The sequence below is a fragment of the Variovorax sp. GW823-FHT04B03 genome (assembly GCF_058796495.1).
In genome coordinates this window covers 1,609,397-1,630,294 of sequence record NZ_JBXAIT010000001.1, presented here as the reverse complement: position 1 = coordinate 1,630,294, position 20,898 = coordinate 1,609,397, and the positions used below count along the sequence as shown (strand labels likewise).

Here is a 20,898-nt window from a genome sequence, read left to right as displayed (position 1 = left end):
CCTGCCACCCCACAGAACAGGAGGCCCTCATGGACCCGGACCCTTGCTTGCGCCGCTGTGCGCCGCCTTCCTTGCCCGATCGATCCCCCATTCACCTCGCAGCCTGCCGCGCTGCGGAGGAGCCCCGCCGGCTGACTGCTGAGTAAGCACGTCGTCACGGGCGTTTCCTTCCTTCGCGGCGCGCCGCACCCGAAGGAGAAACTCCCATGACCCGCGAACGCCTGCGGCGTGTCGTGCGGACGGCCACGGCCGCCCGTTCCACCGCCCGCCCCTTTGCCTCCCGCCGCCCCGCGCCAAGCCGCGCCTGGCTGGCCACCCTCTGCGGCCTGGCCGCCACGCAGACCCACGCCGCCGGCGGACACCACTCGGTGGACGACGCCGCCATCCTCGATCCGGGCCAGTGCCAGATCGAGACCTGGGGCGGCCAGCGCCTCGTGCACCTCGGCCCGGCCTGCCGTGTCGGCCCCATCGAGCTGGGCCTGAACCTCGAACGTGAGCGCGGAGCCGACAGCCGCACGCTGCGCGCCGGCCCGCAGATCAAGTGGGCCTTCGCGCTCACCGACACGCTGAGCACCGGCGTGCTCGCCTCGGCCACGTGGCAACGCAGCGACGCCGGCCACGCCTCGCTGCGCCTTACCGACAGCAGCGTGGTGATCCCCGTCACCTGGCAGTTCGACGACGCCTGGCGCGCCCACCTGAACCTGGGCCGCGACTTCCATCGTGCGCAGCCGAGCACCAGCCACTCGGGCGCGGCGCTCGAATGGGCCGCCCTGCCCGCGCTCTCGCTCGTGGCCGAGCGCTTCCGCGAAGGCGGGCGCAACGCCTGGCGCGCCGGCCTGCGCTGGACGGCCACCCCGTCGGTCAACGTCGACCTCAGCCACGCACGCGACCTGCGCCACGACGGCCCGCGCGGCTGGACGCTGGGCCTCACCTGGGCGTTCGCTCGCTGAGCGCCCCCACACAGGAGAAAAACAATGAAGAACGTCCTGAAGTCCTTTTTCGAAAGCTTCCTGCGCAGCCGCCACATGCGGCATCACTTCGAGCGCTGGCAGACGCTGCTGAGCGCCAAGCCCAGCAGCCTGGGCTCGGCCGCGATGCCGGCCGAGATCGCCAAGGCGCTGGCCGCCGCCTCGCACACCGACGCGGGCGAGGTGCTGGTGCGCATGAACAGCTCGTCGCAAGGCCTGACCGAAGCCCACGCGCTGGCGCTGCGCAAGCGGCTGGGCAGCAACGAAGTGCGCCACGAGCAGCCGCTGCCGTGGTGGAACCACCTGTGGCAGTGCTACCGCAACCCCTTCAACCTGCTGCTGACGGTGCTCGCACTGGTCTCCTACATCACCGAGGACACGAAGGCCACGGTGGTGATCGGCAGCATGGTGCTGCTGTCGACCGTGCTGCGCTTCCTGCAGGAGTCGCGCTCCAACAAGGCCGCCGACCGGCTCAAGGCGATGGTCAGCAACACCTCGACGGTGCTGCGCCCCGCGCCCGGCGAGAAGGCCGGCCGCGCGGGTGACGACGGCTTCGACCTCGCGCACGCCGGCACGCAACGCATCGAAGTGCCGATGCGCGACCTCGTGCCCGGCGATGTGATCGCGCTGTCGGCCGGCGACATGATCCCGGCCGACGCGCGCCTGCTCTCGGCCAAGGACCTGTTCATCAGCCAGTCGGCGCTCACCGGCGAATCGATGCCGGTGGAGAAGTTCTCAGCCACCGCCGCCGACCACCAGGCCGGCGTGCTGGAGCGCGACAACCTGCTCTTCATGGGCACCAACGTGATCAGCGGCACCGCCACCGCGGTGATCGTGCACACGGGCGAGCGCACCTTCTTCGGTGCACTGGCCCAGCGCGTGAGCGCCACCGACCGCGGCACCACCGCCTTCCAGGCCGGCATCAACCGTGTGAGCTGGCTGCTGATCCGCTTCATGCTGGTGATGGCGCCGCTGGTGCTGGTGATCAACGGCGTGACCAAGGGCGACTGGTGGGAGGCCGCGCTGTTCGCGCTGTCGATCGCGGTCGGCCTCACGCCCGAGATGCTGCCGATGATCGTGACGGCCACGCTGGCCAAGGGCGCGGTCGTGATGTCGCGCCAGAAGGTGATCGTGAAGCGGCTCGAGGCCATTCACAACTTCGGCGCGATGGACGTGCTGTGCACCGACAAGACCGGCACGCTCACGCAGGACCGCATCGTGCTCGAACGCCACACCAACGCCTGGGGCGAAGACTCCGACCACGTGCTGCAGCAGGCCTACCTCAACAGCTTTCACCAGACGGGGCTGAAGAACCTGCTCGACAAGGCCGTGCTCAGCCACGCCGAGGTGCAGCTCGATGCGCAGCTGCAGACAAGCTGGCGCAAGGTCGACGAAGTGCCCTTCGATTTCTCGCGCCGCCGCATGTCGGTGGTGGTGGCGCACGGCGAGGACGAGCACCTGCTGATCTGCAAGGGTGCGCTCGAAGAGATCCTGTCGGTGTGCACCTCGGTCGAACGCGGCGCCGAAGTGCTCGCGCTCGACGCCGACGTGATGGCGCGCATCCACCGCGTGGCCTCGGAGCTCAACGCCCAGGGCCTGCGCGTGGTGGCCGTGGCCAGCCGCACGCTGCACGCCGATGCGCGCAAGCCGGCCTACGGCGTGGCCGACGAAGCCGGGCTCACGCTGCTGGGCTACGTGGCCTTTCTCGATCCGCCGAAGGAATCGACCGCGCCCGCGCTGCAGGCGCTGGCCGCGCACGGCGTGGCGGTGAAGGTGCTGACCGGCGACAACGAGCTGGTCACGCGCAAGGTCTGCGGCGACGTCGGCATCGACGCCGGGCGCATGGTGCTGGGCCACGAGGTCGAGCGCATGAACGAGGCCGAGCTGCGGCAGGTGGTCGAAATGCGCCAGGTGTTCGCCAAGCTCACGCCCGCGCACAAGGAACGCATCGTGCAGGCGCTGCATGCCAACGGCCACGTGGTCGGCTTCATGGGCGACGGCATCAACGACGCGCCCGCGCTGCGCGCCGCCGACATCGGCATCTCGGTGGACGGCGCGGTGGACGTGGCCAAGGAATCGGCCGACATCATCCTGCTCGAGAAGAGCCTGATGGTGCTGGAGCAAGGCGTGGTCGAAGGCCGCCGCACCTTCGCCAACATGCTCAAGTACATCAAGATCACGGCCAGCTCGAACTTCGGCAACGTGTTCTCGGTGCTGGTGGCCAGTGCGTTCCTGCCCTTCCTGCCGATGCTGCCGCTGCACCTGCTGGTGCAGAACCTGCTGTACGACGTGTCGCAGATCGCGATCCCGTTCGACAACGTGGACGAAGAGTTCCTGAAGACGCCGCAGCGCTGGAACCCGGCCGACCTGGGCCGCTTCATGGTGTTCTTCGGGCCGCTGAGCTCGGTGTTCGACATCCTGACCTACACCGTGATGTGGTTCGTGTTCGCGGCCAACTCGGTGGAGCACCAGACGCTGTTCCAGTCGGGCTGGTTCATCGAGGGCCTGCTGTCGCAGACGCTGATCGTGCACCTGATCCGCACGCGCAAGATTCCGTTCCTGCAAAGCCGCGCGGCCTGGCCGCTGCTGGCCATGGGCGCGGCCATTGCCGCGGTCGGCATCTGGCTGCCGATGGGGCCGCTGGCGCACTACTTCAAGCTGCAGGCGCTGCCGCTCGCGTACTTCCCGTGGCTGGTGCTGATGCTGGTCGGCTACGCGACGCTGACGCAGGCCGTGAAGGGCTGGTACGCGCGCAAGTACGGCTGGCAATGAGACACAGACAACCGTCCGGACGCAGGGTCGCGGCTGTCACACAAGGCCGCTACCCTGCTTCGCACACAGAGGATCAGGAGGATCACTCATGGAAGCCATTCGCCACATCAACCTGCCCTCGCTGCTCGACACCCTGGTCAGCGTGGGCGCGGCCTTTCTGCTGGGCTCGCTGATCGGCTTCGAACGCCAGGTGCGCCAGCGCACCGCGGGGCTGCGCACCAACACGCTGGTGGCCGTGGGCGCGGCCGTGTTCGTCGACATGGCGGCCCGCCTGGGCGGCCCCGACGGCGCGGTGCGCGTGGTCGCCTACGTGGTCTCGGGCATCGGCTTTCTCGGTGCCGGCGCGATCATGAAGGAAGGCGCCAACATCACCGGCCTGAACACGGCCGCCACGCTGTGGGGATCGGCCGCGGTGGGCGCCTGCGCGGGCGCCGACCTGCTGGGCGAAGCATTGATCGCCGCGCTCTTCGTGCTGGCGAGCAACACGCTGCTGCGGCCGGTGGTGAACCGCATCAACCGCCGCCCGGTGCACGAGGAATCGAGCGAGGCCACCTACACGGTGCGCGTGATCTGCTCGCGCGCGGCGCGGCCCGAGGTGATGGACCAGCTGCTGGTGCAGCTGGAAGCCGCGAACTACCCGGTGCGCGACATCGACCAGCACGCCTTCGGGCAGGCCGACACGGAGATTGCAGCGACGCTGTACGCCACCGCGGTCGAGCCCGAAGAGCTCGACCAGGTGATCGCGGAGCTGGAAACGCTGGAAGGCGTCCAGCAGGCGTTCTGGAACGCCTCCGCCGAAGATTAAACGCCGAGGATCGACACCGCCTTGGTGTTGAGATAGGCCTCGATCGCCTCCGGGCCACCTTCCGAACCGTAGCCCGAATCCTTCACGCCGCCGAACGGCATTTCCGGCGAGGGCGTGGCGGGCTGGTTGATCCACAGCATGCCCAGCTCGAGCTTCTGGCTCAGCAGGTGCGCGCTCTTGATCGACTTGGTGAAGGCATAGCCGGCCAGGCCGAACGGCAGGCGGTTGGCTTCGGTGATGGCTTCTTCGAGCGTGTCGAAACCGCGGATCGCGGCGATGGGGCCGAAGGGTTCGTTGTTGAACACGTCGGCGTCCAGCGGCACGTCGGTGATGACGGTGGGGGCGAAGAAGTTGCCGGTGTCGCCGACGCGTTCGCCGCCGGTCGCGACCGTGGCGCCCTTCTTGCGCGCGTCTTCCAGCACATGGGCCATGGCCGTGAGGCGGCGGGCATTGGCCAGCGGGCCGAGGTTGGTGCCTTCGACCAGGCCGTCGCCGAGCTTGAGGCCTTCGGCGTGCTTGACCAGCAGGCTCGCGAACTCATGGCGCAGGCTGTTGTGCACCAGGAAGCGGGTCGGCGAGATGCAGACCTGGCCCGCGTTGCGGAACTTGGCGGCACCGGCGGCCTTGACGGCCAGCGCCACGTCGGCGTCTTCGGCCACGATCACCGGGGCGTGGCCGCCCAGTTCCATCGTGACGCGCTTCATGTGCGAGCCGGCCAGTGCGGCCAGCTGCTTGCCGACCGGGGTCGAGCCGGTGAAGGTGACCTTGCGGATGATCGGGTGTGCGATGAGGTAGCTCGAGATCTCGCCCGGGTTGCCGAACACCAGGCCCACCACGCCGCCCGGAATGCCGGCGTCGACAAAGGCCTTGAGCAGCGCGGCCGGCGAGGCCGGGGTTTCCTCGGGCGCCTTCACCAGGAAGGAGCAGCCGGTGGCCAGCGCGGCGCCGAGCTTGCGCACGATCTGGTTGACGGGGAAGTTCCACGGCGTGAAGGCCGCGACCGGGCCGACCGGCTCCTTGATGACCAGCTGCTGCGCGGCCAGGTTACGCGAGGGCACGATGCGGCCGTACACGCGGCGGCCTTCGTCGGCGAACCACTCGATGATGTCGGCGGCGGCCATCATTTCGACCTTGGCCTCGCCCAGCGGCTTGCCTTGTTCCTGCGTCAGCAGCTTGGCGATGTCCAGGGCGCGTTCGCGGATCAGGCCGGCGGCGCGGCGCATCACGGCGGCGCGCTCGTTGGCGGGCGTGTCGCGCCAGGCTTCGAAGCCGCGCTGGGCGGCGGCCAGGGCACGGTCGAGGTCGACGATGCTGGCGTGCGCCACCTTGCCGATGGCCTTGCCGGTGGCGGGGTTCAGCACGTCGAGCGTCTTGCCGTCGGCGGCGTCGACCCATTGGCCGTCGATCAGCAGGCGGGTGTCGGTGTAGGTGGCGGTCATGGCGAACTCTTTCCTTCGAGGACTGGATGGTGAAAACGAAACGGGAAATCGGGCGCGCGGCGCGGCACCCCGTAGGGGTGCGCATGCGACAACGGCGGCCAAGCGCCGCCGGGGCCGTAGATTAACCTGAGTTCACAAAGCTTGCCGGCGGCCCCGCCAGGGGCCGGGGCGCGCCTACAGCACGAGGATCGCGCGGAAGTCGTTGACGTTGGTGTTCGTGGGGCCGGTCACGAACAGGTCGCCGATGGCGTCGAAATAGCCGTAGGCGTCGTTGCGGTCGAGGTGGTCGGACAGCTTCCTGCCCTGCGTCGTGGCGCGCGCCAGGGTGTCGGGCGTGACGAAGGCGCCGGCGTTGTCTTCCACGCCGTCGATGCCGTCGGTGTCGGCCGCCAGCGCCCACACCTGCGGCTGGCCCATGAGCGCGCCGGCCAGGCCCAGGCAGAACTCGCCGGCCCGCCCGCCGCGGCCCTTGGCCTGGCCGGGTTGGCGCGGACGGATGGTGACGGTGGTTTCGCCGCCCGACAGGATGACGCAGGGCCGGGCGAAGGGCTCGCCGCGCAGGGCCACGGCGCGGGCGAGCGCCGCATGCACCTTGCCCACTTCGCGCGATTCGCCTTCCATTTCGTCGCTCAGCACGTGCACGCCGATGCCGGCGGCGCGCGCGGCCGCGGCGGCGGCTTCGAGCGACTGCTGCGGCGTGGCGATGAGGTGCGTGCTGTGGCCGGCGAACACGGCGTCGTCGGGCTTGGGGGTTTCAAGCGCGCCGCTTTCGAGCTGCGCACGCACGGGCGCCGGCACCTCGATACCGTAGCGATCGAGGATGGCCAGCGCGTCGGCGCAGGTGGTGGCGTCGGGCACGGTGGGGCCGCTGGCGATCACGGCCGGGTCGTCGCCGGGCACGTCGCTGATGGTGAGCGTGACCACGCGCGCCGGCGCACAGGCCGCCGCGAGCCGGCCGCCCTTGATGCGCGACAGGTGCTTGCGCACGCAGTTCATCTCGCCGATGTGGGCGCCGCTGTCGAGCAGCTGCTTGTTGATGCGCTGCTTGTCGGCCAGCGTGAGGCCTTCGGCCGGCAGCACCAGCAGCGACGAGCCGCCGCCGGAGATGAGGCACAGCACCAGGTCGTCGGCCGTGAGGCCCTGCGTGAGCGCCAGGATGCGCTCGGCCGCCTGCTGGCCGGCCGCGTCGGGCACGGGGTGCGCGGCCTCGACGAGCTCGATGCGCTGCGGCACGCCTGCGGGGCGCGGCGGAATGTGGTCATAGCGCGTGACGACCAGGCCCGACAGCGGGGCGTCGGCCGGCCACAGCGCCTCGAGCGCCTGCACCATCGAACCGCCGGCCTTGCCGGCACCCAGCACCACGGTGCGGCCCTTGGGCGGCTGGGGCAGATGCGCACCCAGCGTGGACAGCGGCAGTGCGCGGTCCACCGCCACGCGGTACAGGTGTTCGAGGAAGGCGCGCGGGGCTTCGCGCGGATCGGGAGTAGCGGCGATGGCTGAGGGCGAGGTCGATGCGGTCATGGCTTGCGTGTTGTCTCCATTCGGCGATTGTGCGACGACCGGTGGCCCGCCCTCGCAGGCCACGGTCTTCTAGTTCGTCTTGGCGCCGGCCTGGAACCAGCGGCTGATCAACGCCCGCTCTTCGTCGGTGATGTTGGTCGCGTTGTTCATCGGCATGATCTTGGTCACCACGACCTGCTGGTAGATCGCCTGGGCGTGCGCCGTCACCTGGTCGGGCGTGTCGACGCGCACGTTCTTCATCTGCACGGCCGCGCCGTGGCACATGAAGCAGCGCTGCTCGAGCACCTTCTGCACGTCCTGGTAGGCCACGGCGGGCGCGGCCTGGGCGGCGGTGGCCGCCACGGGCGCGGCCGGCTCGGGCTTCATCCACACGATGGTCAGGCCCAGCACCGCGATGCCGACCATGGCGTAGGGCAGCGGGTTGCCCGCGTTGCCCAGCTTGAAGCGGTGGCGCACCACGAAGAACTGCCGGATGGCCGCGCCGCCGAGCATGATCAGCAGCAGCACGATCCAGTTGTACTTGTGCGTGTAGGTGAAGCTGTAGTGGTTGCTCAGCATCGCGAACAGCACCGGCAGCGTGAAGTAGGTGTTGTGCACGCTGCGCTGCTTGCCGCGCTGGCCGTGCACCGGGTCGACCGGGCGGCCTTCGCGCAGCGCCTTCACGTTCTTGCGCTGGCCCGGGATGATCCAGAAGAACACGTTGCCGCTCATGGTGGTGGCCATCATGGCGCCCACCAGCAGGAAGGCCGCGCGGCCCGCGAACCACTGGCAGGCCAGCCAGGTCGCGAAGGCGATGAAGACCGCGATCAGCACGCCGACGATGGTGTCGCCGTGCTTGCGGCGCCCGAAGATCTGGCAGATGCCGTCGTAGACCATCCAGAACACGACGAAGAAGGCCAGTGCCACGGCAATGGCTGCGCCGGGCTGCCAGTCCATCTTGCTCTTGTCGATGAGGTACGTGCTCGCGTTCCACAGGTACGACATCGTGAAGAGCGCAAAGCCCGTGAGCCAGGTCGAATAGCTCTCCCAGTACGACCAGTGCAGGTGGTCGGGCAGCTTCTTGGGCGCCAGCGCGTACTTCTGGCTGTTGTAGAAGCCGCCGCCGTGCACGGCCCATTGCTCGCCGCCCACGCCCTTGTCGAGCGATTCCTGGTCCTGCGGCTTCTCGAGGCTGTTGTCCAGCATCACGAAGTAGAAGGAGGCGCCGATCCAGGCGATGGCGGTGATGACGTGGACCCAGCGCAGCAGCAGGTTGGCCCAGTCGAGGTAGTAGCTTTCCATGTGCTCTCTCTCAACCCTGTTGGCGCGTGGGGGCGCCAAGGAGGGGTTTCAGCCTGCTCACCACCGCGGGCGCTGTAAGCAGAGAAAGTGCCGCGAACGCAGGCCCGTTGAAATGGACCTCGCTCCGCTGCGGCTTGTTGTGGACCGAAAGTGTATACAGTTTTGGCACGAGGCGGGATGCTATTTGCGGCGTCGCCGCCAAGGGAAAACCCTGTTCAGCCCAGCGATTGCAACAACTGTGCCGCCACGGCCACCGCGATCACCTCGGGTTCCTTGCCCGTGATGCCGGGCACGCCGATCGGGCAGGTGACGCGCGCCAGCTCGTCGGCCGTGAAGCCGCGCGCCTCCAGCCGGTGGCGGAAGGTGGCCCACTTGGTCTTGCTGCCGATGAGGCCGATGTAGGGCAGGTCGTTGCCCGCGCGCAGGCGCTTCAGGCAGGCAATGACGATGTCCAGGTCTTCGGCGTGGCTGAAGCTCATGATCAGCACGCGGCTGCCGGGCGCGAGCGCGGCGACCGCGTCCTGCACGGGCTCGGAGTGTTCGGTGTCGATCTGTGCGGGCAGCGCGTCGGGGAACACGCCGTCGCGGCTGTCGATCCAGCGCACCGAGAACGGCAGCACGGCCAGCAGGCGCGCCAGCGCGGCACCCACATGGCCGCCGCCGAACAGGGCCACGGGTTCGAGCTGCGCGACCAGTTCTTTTTGCAGCGCGGGCGCGTCGGCCGCGCCGATGCGCCGGTAGGTCAGGAACATCACGCCGCCGCAGCACTGGCCCAGGCTCGGGCCCAGCGGGTAGCGCTGCACGCCGTCGAGGCTGCGGGTGCCGGCCAGGATCTCGCGCGCTTCCTGCGTGGCCTGGAACTCCAGCTGACCGCCGCCGATGGTGGCCGTGAGCCCGTCGGCCCAGACGGCCATCCAGGTGCCGGCCTCGCGCGGGGCTGAGCCCTGGGTCGATTCGACCCGAACCAGAACCGCGTCTTCAGTGCGAAGACGCGCCAGCAATTGATCGACCGCACCGTTCATGACCGAAACCTTCGGTTGCCGAGGCAGCAACAACTCACGGTATAACCCCGGCGATGATGACGAACCGCCAGCTTACGCCGCGCCGCCTCGCCTGGGCCGCCACTGTTCTTTCCGCCTTGTGGCTCGCCGGCTGCGGCTCGACGGGCTCGGTGCCCGGCCAGCTGAGCGGTGCCAGCAGCGCACAGGGCAGCGGCCCCGCGCCGCGTGCCTCCAGTGCGGCTACCGCGCGCGAGTACCGCCGCGACGCCGCACGTCACATCTACAACGCCAACGCCTCGCGCATCTACAAGGGCCAGATGCCGCCCCTGCTGTACGCGGTCGGCACCTTGCAGGTGAACCTCGACACAGGCGGCAAGGTGGTCTCGATGCACTGGCTGCGCGCGCCCAAGCACGCGCCCGAGGTGATCGCCGAGATCGAGCGCGCCGTGCTGCAGGCCGCGCCCTTCCCGCCCGCCCAGCGCCTGGGCGCGGTCACCTGGACCGACACCTGGCTGTGGGACAAGAGCGGACGCTTCCAGCTCGACACGCTGACTGAGGGCCAACAGCAAGGCGACTGAGAACGCGGCCGGAGGAATTTGCGAGAGGGCCGCCGCGCACGGCCGCCCGAAGCGGCCGGCCCGCCCCCGGTAGGGGGTTGGCGAAGCGACACGAAGTGCGCGAAGCCTGGGGGCGAGCATCAAGACCCGCGGTACGTGGAGTAGCTCCACGGGCTCACGAGCAAGGGCACGTGGTAGTGCTGGTCGGTGTGCGCCACGCCGAAGTCCAGCGCCACCTTGTTCAGGAAGTTCGGCTCCGGCAGCGTCACGCCGCGCGCCTTGAAGTAACCCGCCACGTCGAACACCAAGCGGTAGGTGCCGACCTTGATCGAGTTGTTGTCGTAGAGCGGACCGTCGCTGCGGCCGTCCGAATTCAGCGTGAAGCGCTTCACCAGCGTCGCGGCGTCGCCGTCGGTGGTGTACAGCGCCACCTCCATGCCGGCCGCGGGGCCGCCGTGCATCGTGTCCAGTACGTGAGTGCTCAAGCCCATGGGGCCTCCTTCAAAGGGTGTCGGATCGGTGAGATCGTGTGCGGGAAATTCCGGTGGACAAAAGTGTATACAGTTACCGGCTTTGGGTCTATCATGAAAAACATGGAGTCCTCCACCACCCGTTCGATCGTCGATGCCCTCACGAAGGCCATCGTCGAGCACCGCCTTCAGCCCGGCACCAAGCTCGCCGAGCAGAAGCTGGCCGACCACTTCGGCGTGTCGCGCACCTTGGTGCGCCAGGCGCTGTTCCAGCTCTCGCAGAACAAGCTGATCCGGCTCGAGCCGGCGCGAGGCGCCTTCGTGGCCGCACCCGCCGTCGACGAGGCCAAGCAGGTGTTCGCCGTGCGCCGCATGCTCGAGGCCGAGATGACCCGCGCCTTCGTGCGCAGCGTCACGCCCGCCAAGATCAAGGCGCTCAAGGAGCACGTGGCGCTCGAGAAATCGGCCGTCGGCGGCGAAGACGTGTCGGGCCGCACCGAGCTCTTGGGCGACTTCCACGTGCGCATGGCCGAGCTCATGGGCAACCAGGTGCTGGCGCAAATATTGGGCGAGCTGATCTCGCGCTGCGCCCTCATCACGCTCATGTACCAGAGCACCAGCGCCGCCGAGCACTCCAACGACGAGCACGCCGACATCGTGAAGGCGCTGGCCGCGCGCGACGAGGAGCTCGCCGTGCGCCTCATGACCGAGCACCTGGAACACGTCGAGGCCAACCTCACCTTCGACCGCAAGGTCCCGACCAACGACATCTCCCTCGCGCTGTCCTGATCCACACCATGACCGTCTACGACACCACCCTGCCCTACCCGCGCGACCTGATCGGCTACGGCCGCAACCCGCCCCACGCCCGCTGGCCCGGCGGCGCGCGCGTGGCGGTGCAGTTCGTCCTCAACTACGAAGAAGGCGGCGAGAACGCCACGCTGCATGGCGACGCGGGTTCGGAGCAGTTCCTGTCCGAGATGTTCAACCCGGCGAGCTTCCCCGACCGGCACATCAGCATGGAAGGCATCTACGAGTACGGCTCGCGCGCCGGCGTGTGGCGCATCCTGCGCGAGTTCGAAAAGCGCGGCCTGCCGCTCACCGTCTTCGGCGTGGGCATGGCGCTGCAGCGCTACCCCGAGCTCACGGCCGCCTTCAAGGAACTCGGCCACGAAATCGCCTGCCACGGCTGGCGCTGGATCCACTACCAGAACCTCGATGAAGCCACCGAGCGCGAGCACATGCGCCTGGGCATGGAAGCCATCGAAAAGCTCACCGGCGAGCGCGCGCTCGGCTGGTACACCGGCCGCGACAGCCCGCGCACGCGCCGCCTCGTGGCCGACTACGGCGGCTTCGAGTACGACAGCGACTACTACGGCGACGACCTGCCCTTCTGGATGAAGGTGCAAAAGACCGACGGCAGCGTCGTGCCCCAGCTCATCGTGCCCTACACGCTGGACTGCAACGACATGCGCTTTGCGCTGCCGCAGGGCTACTCGCACGCCGACCCGTTCTTCCAGTACATGAAGGACACCTTCGACGCGCTGTACGCCGAAGGCGACCCGAACGGCGACGACAGCCCCAAGATGATGAGCATCGGCATGCACTGCCGCCTGCTCGGCCGCCCCGGCCGCATCACGGCGCTGCAGCGCTTTCTCGATCACATCGCCACGCACGACAAGGTCTGGGTCTGCCGCCGCGTCGACATCGCACGCCACTGGAAGCAGGCACATCCTTTCGAAGCCGGAGCCGCATCATGAGCACCCCTCTCCTCACCCTTGCCCAACTCAACGCCGCAGGGCCGGCCGCTGCCGTCGCCATGCTCGACGGCGTGTACGAACACTCACCCTGGATCGCGCAGCGCGCGCTGGTGCAGCGCCCCTTCCGCTCGCTCGCCCACCTCAAGCACGCGCTGGTGCAGGCGCTGGCCGCGTCGTCGGCCGACGAGCAGATCGGCCTGATCCGTGCCCACCCCGAGCTCGCAGGCAAGGCCATGGTCAGCAAGACGCTCACCGCCGAATCGACCAACGAGCAGAACAAGGCCGGCCTGACCGACTGCACGCCCGAAGAGTTCGCGCAGATCCAGCAGCTCAACGCCGACTACAACGCGAAATTCGGCTTCCCGTTCATCCTGGCCGTGCGCGGCCCGCGCGGCACGGGCCTGGCCAAGCGCGAGATCATCGAGACCTTCGCGCGCCGGCTGCACAACCACCCGAGCTTCGAACTTGGCGAGGCGCTGCGCAACATCCACCGCATCGCCGAGATCCGCCTGAACGACAAGTTCGGCGCCGACATCACGCTCGGCAACGACGTGTGGGACTGGCAGGAACAGCTGTCGGTGCACACCGACCCCGGCTATGCCGAGAAGGGCCAGCTCACCGTCACCTACCTGACCGACGCGCACCGTGCCTGCGCCGCAAACATCTCGGGCTGGATGCGCGACTGCGGCTTCGACTCCGTGCACATCGATGCCGTGGGCAACGTGGTCGGCCGCTACGAAGGCGCCACGCCCGACGCCAAGACCCTGCTCACCGGCTCGCACTACGACACCGTGCGCAACGGCGGCAAGTACGACGGCCGCCTGGGCATCTTCGTGCCCATGGCCTGCGTGCGCGAACTCAAGCGCCAGAACCGCCGCCTGCCCTTCGCCTTCGAAGTCGTCGGCTTCGCCGAAGAAGAAGGCCAGCGCTACAAGGCCACCTTCCTCGGCTCGGGCGCGCTCATCGGCCACTTCGATCCGCGCTGGCTCGACCAGAAGGACGCCGACGGCATCACCATGCGCGAGGCCATGCAGCACGCCGGCCTGAAGGAAGAAGACATTCCGAAGATCCAGCGCGACCCCGCGCGCTACCTCGGCTTCGTCGAAGTGCACATCGAACAGGGTCCCGTGCTCACCGAGCTCGACCTGCCGCTGGGCATCGTCACCTCCATCAACGGCAGCGTGCGCTACGTGGGCGAAGTCATCGGCATGGCCAGCCACGCCGGCACCACGCCCATGGACCGCCGCCGCGACGCCGCCGCCGCCGTGGCCGAGCTCATCCTCTACACCGAACAACGCGCCGCGAAAGACGGCGACTCGGTCGGCACCGTCGGCATGCTCGAAGTGCCGAGCGGCTCCATCAACGTCGTGCCCGGCCGCTGCAAGTTCAGCCTCGACCTGCGCGCGCCCAACAACGCGCAGCGCGACGCGCTGGCCAACGACGTGGTCGCCGCGCTGAAGGACATCTGCGAACGCCGCGGCGTGCGCTACGAGCTCGAGGAAACCATGCGCGCCGCCGCCGCGCCGAGCGCCCCCGCCTGGCAGCAGCGCTGGGAACAGGCCGTCGACGCGCTGGGCATTCCCTTGTTCCGCATGCCCAGCGGCGCCGGCCACGACGCGATGAAGCTGCACGAGGTGATGCCGCAAGCCATGCTCTTCGTGCGCGGCATCAACTCGGGCATCAGCCACAACCCGCTCGAGTCGAGCACCAACGACGACATCCAGCTCGCCGTGCAGGCCTTCCAGCTGCTGCTGGACAACCTCGCCGCCGAACAAGCCCACTGACCGACCCCACAAGAACAACCACCATGACCGACTACGCCAAACTCGACGCCTGGATCGACGCCCACTTCGACGAGGAAGTGCAATTCCTGCAGCAACTGGTGCAGGTGCCCACCGACACCCCGCCCGGCAACAACGCGCCGCACGCCGAGCGCACCGCCGAGCTGCTGAAGGACTTCGGCCTCGACGCCGAGAAGCACGCCGTGCCCGCGCAAGAGGTGAAGGACTACGGTCTCGAATCGATCACCAACCTGATCGTGCGCCGCAAGTACGGCAACGGTGGCCGCACCGTCGCGCTCAACGCGCACGGCGACGTGGTGCCGCCCGGCGAAGGCTGGACGCACGACCCGTACGGCGGCGAGATCGTCGATGGCAGCCTGTACGGCCGCGCCGCCGCCGTCAGCAAGAGCGACTTCGCCAGCTTCACCTTCGCGCTGCGCGCGCTCGAGGCCGTGGCCAAGCCCACCCAGGGCAGCATCGAGCTGCACTTCACCTACGACGAAGAGTTCGGCGGCATCCTCGGCCCGGGCTGGCTGCTCGAGAAGGGCCTGACCAAGCCCGACCTCATGATCGCGGCCGGCTTCAGCTACGAAGTGGTCACCGCGCACAACGGCTGCCTGCAGATGGAAGTGACCGTGCACGGCAAGATGGCCCACGCCGCCGTGCCCACCACCGGCATCGATGCGCTGCAGGGCGCCACCAAGATCCTGAACGCGCTGTATGCGCAGAACACGCTCTACCAGAAGGTCACGTCGAAGGTCGAGGGCATCACGCACCCCTACCTGAACGTGGGCCGCATCGAGGGCGGCACCAACACCAACGTCGTGCCCGGCAAGGTCGTGTTCAAGCTCGACCGCCGCATGATCCCCGAAGAGAACCCGGTCGAGGTCGAGGCCAACATCCGCCAGGTGATCGCCGATGCCGCCGCCGAAAGCGCGGGCATCACGGTCGAGATCAAGCGCATGCTGCTCGCCAACTCGATGAAGCCGCTGGCCGGCAACAAGCCGCTGGTCGACGCGATCCAGAAGCACGGCGGCGAGCTGTTCGGCGAGCCCATCAAGGCCATGGGCACGCCGCTGTACACCGACGTGCGCCTGTACGTCGAGGCCGGCATTCCCGGCGTGATCTACGGCGCCGGCCCGCGCACCGTGCTCGAGTCGCACGCCAAGCGCAGCGACGAGCGCGTGGTGCTCGAAGACCTGCGCCGCGCGACCAAGGTGGTGGCGCGCACGCTCAGCGACCTGCTGGCCTGAGCGCCCTGAACTACGGCTGAAAGCGCATGCCTTCGGGCGTGAACTTTCATCGCAGTTTCATCGAAGCGTCACGACAGGATTTCAGACTCCGGGGTTCTCCGGCGGATGCGCTTTCACGCCATCCGCCTCGTTGAAATCCCGATGCGACGGCCAGCCATGCGCTGGCCGTTGCTGCTTGTGTCGCCATGAAAACCCTGTCTCCCGCACCCCGCTTTCGCACCACGCTTTTCTCTTCCCTCGCGCTCGGCGCGGCCCTGCTGACCGCGTGCGGCGGCGGTTCCGGCGGCGGTGCGCCGTTCGCCGGCCTGCCCATCGCACCGCCGGCCCCTGCACCGGCGCCCTCGCCCGCCACGCCGCCGCCACCGGCCGAGCCCGCCGGCCGCTGGACCGTGGGCGACCTGCACGTCCACACCATCCAGTCGGAGGACACGCAGCAGATTTCCACGCTCGACCAGGTGCTCGCCAAGGCCTTCGACACCTTCGGCCTCGACTGGGTCGCGCTGTCGGACCACCTGCGCATGTCTTCCTATGACAACGACGGCCGCAAACTGGACCCAGCGATTCCGTTCTCGCGAGGCATGGCCCTCTATCAGGTGCCGCGCATCAAGGCACTGCAGGCCGGCGGCAAGTACACCGACAAGACGATCTTCGCGTCCTTCGAGTGGGACATGGCCACGCACGACCACGGCAACGTCGGCATCCTGACCGACAGCCCCATGTCCGACGCGGCGCTCAAGGCCGTGAGCCAGTTCGAATACCTGTTCACCAACCGCGACCCCGCGCTGTTCCCCACCGCCGACGTCGCGGCCTGGAACGCCAAGGACGCCCGCGCTTTCACGACGCACGACGACGTGCTAAAGGCCATCGCGTGGCTGAAGAAGAACTACCCCGACTCCAGCTACCTGCAGATCAACCACCCCTCGCGCAGCCCCGGCAAATACACGGCCACCCAGCTGCGCGAGATGAACGACGCCGCGCCCGACATCGTGTTCTCGCTCGAGGGCATGGTCGGCAACCAGATGGAGCCCGACCGCGGCGGCTACGAGAGCGCCTACACGCCGGCCAACCTGCCCTCGCGCACCTACGGCGGCGTCGACTACCTCGTCGCCAAGCTCGGCGGCACCTGGGACGCCCTGCTGTCCGAGGGCCGCCGCATCTGGAACGTGGCCGATTCCGACTACCACTTCACGACCTCCAAGGGCCTGTACAGCAGCGGCTACGCACCCGGCGAGTACGCCAGGAACCACCTCTGGGGCGACATCAAGGACCCGAAGTCGCTGCTCACGGCGATGCGTTCGGGCAAGCTCTTCGCGGTCAACGGCAGCCTCATCAACGCGCTCGACTTCAAGGTGCAAAGCGCCAAGGGCGCGGGCGAGATGGGCGCCGAAGTGAGCGCCAAGCCCGGCGAAGACCTGAAGATCACCATCCGCTTCAAGAGCCCCGAGCGCAACAACTTCGAGTACCAGCTCGGCAGCGGCGTGTACGCCAATGTGAAGCCGGTGGTCGACCACATCGACCTCATCGCAGGCGACGTGACCGGCCGCGAACTCCCGGGCACCCCCGGCTATGCACGCGACACCAACCCGACGACCCGCGTGGTCAAGCGCTTCACCCGCGCCGACTGGACGCTCGACACCGAAGGCTACTTCGCGGTGAGCTACACCGTGAAGGCCGGCAACAACCAGTACTTCCGCCTGCGCGGCACCAACCTGGGCACCGACGTGCCGAACGAAACCGCGGGCGGCGAGCCGCTGTTCGATGCACGCACGCCCACGCCGGCCGGCGACGACCCGGTCACACGCTTCAACGCGATCAATGCGCGCAACTACAACGACCTGTGGTTCTATTCGAATCCGGTGTTCGTGAAGGTGGCGGCGCAGTAGGCGGCGCCCCCTCGCCCCGGCCTCCAAGGCGCCATGCCCCTCGCGGGGCATGGCGCTTTTTCTTTGCCCCGGCCCGCCCCGCATCAGGGAATCTACGGATATATGATTCCCCGCATGGTCTTGATTGGGTTCAATTTTTGTATACAAATAACGAACCCATAAAGACGGCGCGAAATTTGCGTCAAAAAGTCCCTCATCCCAACCAAGTACGAGGAAAGACCATGAGCACAGTCGCCAGCCATGCCCCCGCCGGGGCCAGCGAAGCCGGCATCGCGCCGCACGCGGAATCGAATGCCCTCATCAAGCCGGGCTACGACCCGCGCCTGACCAACGAGGACCTCGCCCCGCTGAAGAAGCAGACCTGGGGGCAATACAACATCTTTGCGTTCTGGATGTCCGACGTGCACAGCGTGGGCGGCTACATCACGGCCGGCAGCCTGTTCGCGCTGGGCCTGTCGAGCTGGCAGGTGCTGGTGGCGCTGCTGGTGGGCATCGTGATCGTGCAAGTCTTCTGCAACCTGGTGGCCAAGCCCAGCCAGGTGACGGGCGTGCCCTACCCCGTGGTGTGCCGCGCCTCGTTCGGGGTGCTGGGCGCCAACATCCCGGCCATCATCCGCGGGCTGATCGCGGTGGCCTGGTACGGCGTGCAGACCTACCTGGCGTCGGCGGCCTTCATGGTGCTGGCGCTGCACATGGCACCGGGCCTGGCGCCGTACGCCGACGTGGCGCAGTACGGCTTCGTCGGCCTCTCCGCGCTCGGCTGGGTCGCCTTCATGGTCATGTGGGTGCTGCAGGCCTTCGTGTTCTGGCACGGCATGGAAGCGATTCGCAAGTTCATCGACTGGGCCGGCCCGGCGGTGTACGTGGTGATGGCCGTGCTGTGCGGCTGGCTGGTGTGGAAGGCCGGCTGGAGCAACATCGACCTGAACCTGGGCGGCATCAAGTTCCAGGGCTGGGACGCGCTGCCGGTGATGCTCTCGGCCATCGCGCTGGTGGTGAGCTACTTCAGCGGCCCGATGCTCAACTTCGGCGACTTCTCGCGCTACGGCAAGAGCTTCGACGCGGTGAAGAAGGGCAACTTCTGGGGCCTGCCGGTCAACTTCGTGTTCTTCTCGCTGCTCACGGTGATCACCACGGCGGCCACGTTGCCCGTTTTTGGTGAACTGATCACCGACCCGGTGCACACCGTGGGCAAGATCGACAGCACCACGGCCGTCGTGCTGGGCGCGCTGACCTTCATGATCGCCACCATCGGCATCAACATCGTGGCCAACTTCGTGTCGCCGGCCTTCGACTTCTCGAACGTGGCGCCGCAGCACATCAGCTGGCGCACGGGCGGCATGATCGCCGCGGTGGGCTCGGTGTTTCTCACGCCCTGGAACCTTTACAACAGCCCCGAGGTCATTCACTACACGCTGGACGTGCTGGGCTCGTTCATCGGCCCGCTGTTCGGCATCCTGATTGCCGATTACTACATCGTGCGCAAGCAGCAGATCGACGTCGACTCGCTCTACACCATGAGCAAGCAGGGCAAGTACTGGTACAGCGGCGGCTACAACCCGAAGGCGATCCAGGCGCTGGTGCCCTCGGCCCTCGTGCCCATCCTGTGCGTGATGGTGCCGACGCTGCGCGGCGCCGCCAACTATGCGTGGTTCATCGGCATGGGCCTGGGCTTCATCCTGTACGTGCTGCTGAACCGCAACAACAAGACTTGAAACTGTAGAGAGAAAGAAAGGGACCGCGCCGTGCGCATCAAGATCATCAACCCCAACACCACCTGGAGCATGACCGAGAAGATCGGTGCCTGCGCCCGCGCGGTGGCGCACGCCGGCACCGAGATCGTGGCCGTGAGCCCGGCCATGGGGCCGGTCTCCATCGAGAGCCACTACGACGAAGCGCTGGCCGTGCCGGGGTTGCTGCAGGAGATCGCCGCGGGCGAGCGCGACGGCATCGACGGCTACGTGATCGCCTGCTTCGGCGACCCGGGCCTGAAGGCGGCGCGCGAGCTGGCGCGCGGCCCCGTGGTCGGCATCGCCGAGGCGGCGATGCACCTGGCCAGCATGATCGGCAGCCGCTTCAGCGTGGTGACCACGCTGGGCCGCACCATGGGTCAGGCCTGGCACCTGGCCGAGATCTACGGCATGGAGCGCTTCTGCGCCAACGTGCGCGCCTGCGAGCTGCCGGTGCTCGAGCTGGAAGAGCCGGGCTCCAACGCCCGCGAGCGCATCGTCGACGAATGCCGGCGCGCGCTCGAAGAAGACGGCGCCGACTGCATCGTGCTCGGCTGCGCCGGCATGACCGACCTGTGTGCGCACATCGAGCAGGTGCTCGGCGTGCCGGTGATCGACGGCGTGGCCGCGGGCACCAAGCTCATCGAATCGCTGGTGGCGCTGAAGCTGCGCACCAGCAAGCGCGGCGAGCTGGCAAGGCCCCTGCCCAAGCCCATGATCGGCGCGCTCGAGGCCTTCACCCTCACGCGCTGAGCCACAATCGACGGATGCCCCGCGCCAGTTCCAAAACCTCCGTCCCTTCCGCCGCCCCCGTTGCCGCACCGGCCGAGAACGGCGCGGCGCCGGCCGACAAGAACAGTTCCATCGAAAGCATCGCCAACGACATCGCCACCGCGATCGTCGAGAAGCGCCTGCCGCCCGGCACCTGGCTGCGCGAAGAGGCGCTGGGCCGCGTCTACTCGGTGAGCCGCACCAAGGTGCGCGCAGCGCTGCTGATGCTGTCGAAGGACAAGCTCATCGAGATGATTCCCGACAAGGGCGCCTTCGTCTGCCAGCCCACGGTGGACGAGGCGCGCGAGGTGTTCGCGGTGCGCCGCATCCTCGAGCGCGAGGTGGTGCGCCTGTTCATCGCCAACGCCCGGCCACGCGACTACCAGACGCTGGAGCAGCACATCAAGTTCGAACGCACCGCGCTGCGCCAGAGCACCACCATGGGCACGGTGCGCGAGAAGCTGCTGGGCGACTTTCACGTGGCGCTGGCCGAAGCCACCGGCAACCACACGCTGGCCGAGATGGTGCGCGAACTCGTGGCGCGCAGCTCGCTGATCGCGATGCTCTATCACTCGTCGAACGACCCGCACTGCTCGTCCGACGAGCATTCCGACTTCCTGCGCCTGTGCCGCAAGGGCGACGTGGAAGCGGCCGTGACCTGCATGATCGAGCACCTCGAACGCATCGAGGCCAGCCTCGAACTGGGCACCGAGAAGCCCGACCGCCAGCTCGACCTGGTCAAGGCGCTGCTGGCCTGAGCCTCTGAGCCCGTGCGTCGCTGACGCGCCCCACCCCCAACACCTGAGAGCCGGCCGAAACGCCGGATGCCCCGGCGCGCACCTCCCACAGCGCTTCTTCGCCGGATTCGGGTTTACCTGAATCCAGATTGCCGCATAAATTGTATAC

Annotated in this window: 17 protein-coding genes; 12 read left to right on the top strand and 5 right to left on the bottom strand. The window is 68.2% G+C overall.

Annotated elements, in window-relative coordinates; genetic code table 11:
• The first annotated feature begins 206 nt into the window (after positions 1 to 206).
• The 3 genes from AC1RAD_RS07480 to AC1RAD_RS07470 all read left to right on the top strand — a co-directional run bounded on the left by AC1RAD_RS07480 (position 207) and on the right by AC1RAD_RS07470 (position 4,545).
• The gene (locus AC1RAD_RS07480; RefSeq protein ID WP_492734334.1) at positions 207 to 950 is read left to right on the top strand and encodes a PA4824 family protein; all 744 of its coding nucleotides are present in this window, start codon (positions 207 to 209) and stop codon (positions 948 to 950) included.
• Between the two features lie 24 nt (positions 951 to 974).
• Positions 975 to 3,740 (top strand): magnesium-translocating P-type ATPase, encoded by a 2,766-nt coding sequence (gene mgtA / locus AC1RAD_RS07475; protein WP_492734333.1) that lies wholly within the window; start codon positions 975 to 977, stop codon positions 3,738 to 3,740.
• Between the two features lie 88 nt (positions 3,741 to 3,828).
• A complete protein-coding gene (locus AC1RAD_RS07470) occupies positions 3,829 to 4,545 on the top strand; it encodes an MgtC/SapB family protein (RefSeq protein WP_062480849.1) in 717 nt (238 codons plus the stop codon).
• Here the strand turns inward: AC1RAD_RS07470 and AC1RAD_RS07465 are convergent.
• The 4 genes from AC1RAD_RS07465 to xdhC form a co-directional block, all read right to left on the bottom strand.
• Positions 4,542 to 5,984, bottom strand: coding sequence for an NAD-dependent succinate-semialdehyde dehydrogenase (locus tag AC1RAD_RS07465; RefSeq protein ID WP_095946746.1), 1,443 nt, complete (start codon positions 5,982 to 5,984; stop codon positions 4,542 to 4,544). The genes AC1RAD_RS07470 and AC1RAD_RS07465 overlap by 4 nt on opposite strands.
• A 174-nt stretch (positions 5,985 to 6,158) precedes the next feature.
• Complete coding sequence (locus tag AC1RAD_RS07460; RefSeq protein WP_492734332.1) at positions 6,159 to 7,505, bottom strand: glycerate kinase type-2 family protein; 1,347 nt, start codon at positions 7,503 to 7,505, stop codon at positions 6,159 to 6,161.
• 69 nt (positions 7,506 to 7,574) lie between these two features.
• Positions 7,575 to 8,786: a urate hydroxylase PuuD gene (locus AC1RAD_RS07455; protein WP_159274485.1), complete on the bottom strand. Its 1,212-nt coding sequence runs from the start codon at positions 8,784 to 8,786 to the stop codon at positions 7,575 to 7,577.
• A 215-nt stretch (positions 8,787 to 9,001) separates the two neighbouring features.
• Positions 9,002 to 9,808, bottom strand: coding sequence for a xanthine dehydrogenase accessory protein XdhC (gene xdhC, locus AC1RAD_RS07450; protein ID WP_492734331.1), 807 nt, complete (start codon positions 9,806 to 9,808; stop codon positions 9,002 to 9,004).
• A gap of 53 nt (positions 9,809 to 9,861) precedes the next feature.
• Between xdhC and AC1RAD_RS07445 the strand changes: the two genes are divergently transcribed.
• On the top strand, positions 9,862 to 10,365 hold the full coding sequence (locus AC1RAD_RS07445; protein WP_307584594.1) for a hypothetical protein: 504 nt from the start codon (positions 9,862 to 9,864) through the stop codon (positions 10,363 to 10,365).
• Positions 10,366 to 10,484: 119 nt separating this feature from the next.
• Here the strand turns inward: AC1RAD_RS07445 and uraH are convergent, their stop codons facing one another.
• Complete coding sequence (uraH, locus tag AC1RAD_RS07440) at positions 10,485 to 10,835, bottom strand: hydroxyisourate hydrolase (RefSeq protein WP_070061690.1); 351 nt, start codon at positions 10,833 to 10,835, stop codon at positions 10,485 to 10,487.
• Between the two features lie 93 nt (positions 10,836 to 10,928).
• On the opposite strand from uraH, the gene AC1RAD_RS07435 reads away from it, so the two are divergent.
• From AC1RAD_RS07435 to AC1RAD_RS07400, 8 genes are all read left to right on the top strand, one after another.
• Complete coding sequence (locus AC1RAD_RS07435; RefSeq protein WP_056574067.1) at positions 10,929 to 11,603, top strand: GntR family transcriptional regulator; 675 nt, start codon at positions 10,929 to 10,931, stop codon at positions 11,601 to 11,603.
• 8 nt (positions 11,604 to 11,611) lie between these two features.
• Complete coding sequence (gene puuE / locus AC1RAD_RS07430; RefSeq protein WP_062480836.1) at positions 11,612 to 12,574, top strand: allantoinase PuuE; 963 nt, start codon at positions 11,612 to 11,614, stop codon at positions 12,572 to 12,574.
• A complete protein-coding gene (gene uraD, locus AC1RAD_RS07425) occupies positions 12,571 to 14,358 on the top strand; it encodes a 2-oxo-4-hydroxy-4-carboxy-5-ureidoimidazoline decarboxylase (RefSeq protein WP_492734330.1) in 1,788 nt (595 codons plus the stop codon). Before puuE ends, uraD begins: the two co-directional genes overlap by 4 nt.
• 23 nt (positions 14,359 to 14,381) lie before the next feature.
• On the top strand, positions 14,382 to 15,608 hold the full coding sequence (locus AC1RAD_RS07420) for a M20 family metallopeptidase (protein WP_095744180.1): 1,227 nt from the start codon (positions 14,382 to 14,384) through the stop codon (positions 15,606 to 15,608).
• 185 nt (positions 15,609 to 15,793) lie between these two features.
• Entirely contained in the window at positions 15,794 to 17,491 is a 1,698-nt protein-coding gene (locus AC1RAD_RS07415; RefSeq protein WP_492734329.1) for a CehA/McbA family metallohydrolase domain-containing protein, read from the top strand.
• A gap of 221 nt (positions 17,492 to 17,712) precedes the next feature.
• The gene (locus AC1RAD_RS07410; RefSeq protein ID WP_489061957.1) at positions 17,713 to 19,206 is read left to right on the top strand and encodes an NCS1 family nucleobase:cation symporter-1; all 1,494 of its coding nucleotides are present in this window, start codon (positions 17,713 to 17,715) and stop codon (positions 19,204 to 19,206) included.
• 30 nt (positions 19,207 to 19,236) lie between these two features.
• Positions 19,237 to 19,974: an aspartate/glutamate racemase family protein gene (locus AC1RAD_RS07405; protein ID WP_070061684.1), complete on the top strand. Its 738-nt coding sequence runs from the start codon at positions 19,237 to 19,239 to the stop codon at positions 19,972 to 19,974.
• 14 nt (positions 19,975 to 19,988) lie between these two features.
• Positions 19,989 to 20,750, top strand: coding sequence for a GntR family transcriptional regulator (locus tag AC1RAD_RS07400; protein ID WP_095744177.1), 762 nt, complete (start codon positions 19,989 to 19,991; stop codon positions 20,748 to 20,750).
• Positions 20,751 to 20,898: the final 148 nt, after the last annotated feature.